Origin of the sequence: Rhodoferax sp. UBA5149 (assembly GCF_002413825.1) — a bacterium.
In the GTDB taxonomy this organism is placed as follows: domain Bacteria; phylum Pseudomonadota; class Gammaproteobacteria; order Burkholderiales; family Burkholderiaceae_C; genus Rhodoferax.
The window spans coordinates 12,790-16,786 of sequence record NZ_DHXT01000027.1 but is presented as its reverse complement, the minus strand read 5'-3'; the positions used below and the strand labels follow the sequence as shown (position 1 = coordinate 16,786).

General features: G+C 66.4%; 5 protein-coding genes. All 5 read right to left on the bottom strand.

The window, feature by feature from the left end:
* Window positions 1–1,288 (bottom strand): ExeA family protein (locus tag B3V69_RS02055; protein WP_296443321.1); only part of this gene is annotated, 1,288 nt, incomplete at its 3' end.
* Between the two features lie 103 nt (window positions 1,289–1,391).
* The gene (ruvC, locus tag B3V69_RS02050) at window positions 1,392–1,940 is read right to left on the bottom strand and encodes a crossover junction endodeoxyribonuclease RuvC (protein WP_296443318.1); all 549 of its coding nucleotides are present in this window, start codon (window positions 1,938–1,940) and stop codon (window positions 1,392–1,394) included.
* A gap of 42 nt (window positions 1,941–1,982) precedes the next feature.
* A complete protein-coding gene (locus B3V69_RS02045) occupies window positions 1,983–2,972 on the bottom strand; it encodes a phosphatidate cytidylyltransferase (protein ID WP_296443316.1) in 990 nt (329 codons plus the stop codon).
* 29 nt (window positions 2,973–3,001) lie between these two features.
* On the bottom strand, window positions 3,002–3,613 hold the full coding sequence (locus tag B3V69_RS02040) for a lysophospholipid acyltransferase family protein (RefSeq protein ID WP_296443314.1): 612 nt from the start codon (window positions 3,611–3,613) through the stop codon (window positions 3,002–3,004).
* A 69-nt stretch (window positions 3,614–3,682) separates the two neighbouring features.
* The coding region (locus B3V69_RS02035) for a transglycosylase domain-containing protein (RefSeq protein WP_296443311.1) at window positions 3,683–3,997 on the bottom strand (315 nt) is incomplete at its 5' end.

The window sequence follows — 3,997 nt, the reverse complement described above, 5'->3', positions numbered from 1 at the left end:
GCGGGCCGTCACCTGGCTGCAGGGTCAGGATGCCGGGGCGGCCGAGCTGGCGCAGCAGCGGCACGGTGAGTTGGCTGGTGCGGTAGCACTGCAGTTGCTGCGCCTTGGCGGCCAGGCAGGGGTCGCCGTCGTTGGCGGGCAGCTTCCAGCTGGGCGCCAGTGCGCGCCACGCCACGTTGATGTCGCGCGGCAGTTGCGGCAGCAAGGCCTCGATTTCTTCGACCGGGTTCGGGGCCAGCGGCTCAATCCGAATGGGCGACGATGCTTTAGCTTGTGGCGCTGTCGGGACCAAAGAGGCTGATGCGGCGGCCTGGGGTGAGTGCAGTGCCTTGGGCGGTGTGGGCCACAGCAGAAAACCGGCCAGCGCGGCACCGGCCAGCAAGGCGAGGCCGCCCAGCGCGTAGGCCGTCGGCCGTGAGCCGGCGCTCGGCGAATGCGGTAGGTCCGGCCCGAACACCTCGGTAGCCGCCTTGTCCACGACGGTTCGGTCCACGCGGTGCAGGCCATTCGCCCAGGCCCCCAGCAGCGCGCGCCCGCACAGCAGGTTGATGCGCCGCGGCACGCCGCGCGCCAGGCGGTGGATGCGCTTGAGCGACGGCCGGTCGAACGGCAGCGGACCGGTGTGGCCGGCCACGTCCAGCCGGTGCTGGATGTACTGCGTGCTCTCGGGGTCGGTCAGCGCGTCCAGATGAAAACGCGCGATCACGCGCTGGGCCAGCTGCTCGAGCTCGGGGCGGGCCAGCATGGTGCGCAGTTCGGGCTGGCCGATCAGCACGATCTGCAGCAGCTTGCGCTCGCTGGTTTCCAGGTTGGTCAGCAGGCGCAATTGCTCCAGCACGTCGGCTTCGAGGTTCTGCGCCTCGTCGATGATGAGGACGCTACTTTGTCCGGCGGCGTGACTCTGCAGCAAAAACGCGTTGAGCGCGTCGATGTAGTCCTTGACCGTGGGCGGGTGCGAGGCGGTCGCCGCCGTCGTGATGTGGAACTCCTCGCAAATCGACTGCAGCAGTTCGGTGACGGTGAGCTTGGGGTTGAAGATATAGGCCACATGGCAGCCGGTGGGAATCTGCTCCAAAAAGCAGCGGCAGATGGTGGTTTTGCCGGTGCCGATGTCGCCCGTGAGCAGCACAAAGCCGCCGCCCGTGCCGCCGGCCGCCTTGTGCGGGCCGGCCACGCCGTACAGCAGGTGCGCCAGCGCCTCGCGGTGGCGCTCGCTCATGAACAGGTAACGCGGGTCAGGCGCGATGGAAAACGGGTCTTGCGTCAGGCCGAAATGGTGCGAGTACATAGGGCGCAAGCATACCCGCGGACGAACCGGCTATTTCCTGGCATCCTGGGCGCGCGCCCTGCAGAACAGGCAAGCGCAAGCCCCGCCCATGTGCCGCAAGTCGTCAGCGGCTGCGTCCGGCCTTGTACTTGCCACTCCCGGCACCGCCCAAACCATCGGCCTGCGCCAGCCGCGCCAGCGCGGTGCCGGCGTGGGCGTGGGTGATGGCCAGGCCGAGCGCGTCGGCGGCGTCCGGGCCGGGCAGGCCGGGCAGGCACAGCAGGCGGCGCACCATCTCCTGGACCTGGCTCTTGTCGGCCCGGCCGTAGCCGACCACCGCCTGCTTCATTTGCAGCGCGGTGTACTCGGCCACCGGCAGGTCGCTTGAGACCAGCGCGGTGATGCAGGCGCCGCGCGCCTGCCCCAGCAACAAAGTGGATTGCGGGTTGACGTTGACGAACACGATTTCCACCGAGGCGCAATCGGGCTGGTAACGGCTCACCACTTCGCGGATGCCGTCGAACAGCACCTTGAGGCGCGCGGGCAATTGCCCTTTGTCGAGGTGCGTGGTGCTGATGGTGCCGCTGGCCACGTAGCTCAGCGCCTGACCCTCGACGTCGATCACGCCAAAGCCGGTGGTGCGCAGGCCGGGGTCGATGCCTAAAATTCTCATTTGCTATATATTTGATAGTGGCTTGCGCAATCAGCGCGGGGGCTAGAGGCCAAAATACCATCGAACCGAATGAAAAAAGACGGGCGCGGCGAAACACAGCGCGTCGACCCGGTCCAGCAGGCCACCGGCGCCGGTGACGGCCGAGCCCTGGCCGCGCCAGATCGGGATGCCGCGGTCGCGTTTCAGGGCCTTCATCACCAGATGCCCGAGCGAGCCGGCGACGCAGGCCACCAGGGCCATGGCAAAGGCCTGGCCCGGCACGAAAGGGGTGATGCCGGCCAGCAAAGCGCCCAAAATACTGCCTGCGGCAATGCCGATGCACCAGCTGGGCCAGTTGAAGCTCTGGCTTATGTTGGGCGCGGCGGGCGTTTTTTTCAGTTTGCGCGAGGCCAGGTGCTGCACGATCATGCAGGTCTGCACCACCAGCACCAGAAAGAAAACCAGGAAGGCGCTCTTGTTGTTGTAGTGGGGAAAATTCAGCAGCAGCAGGGCCGGCACATGGCTCATGCCGTAGATGCAGACCATGATGCCCCATTGCAGCTTGGCGTTGCGCTCCAGAAAGCGCTGCGGGTCGTTAGCCAGCGCGCTGGCCACGGGCAGGGCCAAAAACACGTAGACCGGAATGAACACCGTGAACAGGTCGAAGTGCTCGTTGCCCACCAGGGCGTACTGGATCGGCAGCACGACAAAAAAAGCCAGCACCAGGCTGCGGTGGTCGCCCCGGCGCGTCGGCGACAGGGTCATGAACTCGCGCAGCGCAAAGAACGAGACGAAACCAAACAGCCCCAGCGCGACCCAGTCACCGGCCAGCCAGCCGATCCAGAACACCAGAACCATGAACCAGCTGGTTTTGAGCACGCCCTCGAAATTGCGCAGATCGCTGTAGCGCTGGGCGGCGGCCTCGTCATCGCCCCATTCGCGCAGGGACAGCAACACGGCGGCGATGCTGGCCAGCAGCAAGAGGCCGAACACGATGACGAAGAGGGCGCCGACTTGCTCGCTGGCCGAGAGGTTTTTCAGGTAGTGGTACATGGCGTTGGGGCGTTCGCTGGCCGGTCTGGTTAGACGTCGCGCAGGGCGATGACGGCGCTGCGCGCCCGGTCCAGAAAGGCGCGCCGCTCTTCACCCGCCAGCAGGTGAAGCGGGGCGCCAAAGGTCACCGAGCACAGCACCGGCACCGGCACCACCTCGCCCTTGGGCATGACGCGCTGCACATTGTTGATCCAGGCCGGCACCAGCTCGATGTCGGGAAACCTGGCCGCCAGGTTGTACAGGCCGGCCTTGAACGCCTGCGGCTCCTCGGCGTTGCCGCGCGTGCCTTCCGGAAACAGGATGATGGAGTCGCCCGCGGTCAGCGCCTCAAACAGCGGCTCCAGCGGGTCTTCGTCGGCGTTGCGCTCGCGCGAGACGTAAATGACGTTGAACACGGCCGTGGTGAGCCATTGTTTGAACGGCGTCTTGGTCCAGTAATCGCGGGCCGCGATGGCGCGGGTGTGGGCGCGCAGCTCCTGGGGCAGCGCCGCCCAGATCATCACCAGGTCGGCATGGCTTTGATGGTTGGCGAAATAAATGCGCTGCTCGGCCTTGGGCGGGCAACCGTACCAGCGTGCCTGCGACCCGGTCAGGACACGGACCAGACCCAGCAGAAAGTAACTCATCAGCTTGGCAAGCATGCAGCGGATGATACAGAGCGGGGCCCGGCGCTTGGCGAGAGGTCGGCGCCGCCCGGGCACCCGGCCCGCTCAGGGTAATTCGGCGCTGCCCAGGCGGTTGGCAATCACGCCGGCGCGCTCCGAGAGATAGCTGGAGTTGGGCAGCCGCTCAAAATACTTGGGGCGCGGCAGCATCACGGCGAGCCGCGCGGCCTCATGGGCGCTCAGCCGGGACGCCGGTTTGTGAAAGTAGTGCTGGGCGGCGGCTTCGGCGCCAAAAACGCCTTCACCCCACTCCACGTTGTTGAGGTAAATCTCCAGAATGCGTTCCTTGCTCAGCAAGGCCTCCAGCAGCATCGTCAGCACCAGCTCCTGGCCCTTGCGCAGCAGGGTTCGCTCGCCCGA

Excerpts from the sequence above, each read along its gene's own strand:
- B3V69_RS02045 (WP_296443316.1), bottom strand. The coding sequence starts at position 2,972 with ATGTACCACTACCTGAAAAACCTCTCGGCCAGCGAGCAAGTCGGCGCC.
- B3V69_RS02040 (WP_296443314.1), bottom strand. The coding sequence starts at position 3,613 with ATGCTTGCCAAGCTGATGAGTTACTTTCTGCTGGGTCTGGTCCGTGTC.
- ruvC (WP_296443318.1), bottom strand. The coding sequence starts at position 1,940 with ATGAGAATTTTAGGCATCGACCCCGGCCTGCGCACCACCGGCTTTGGC.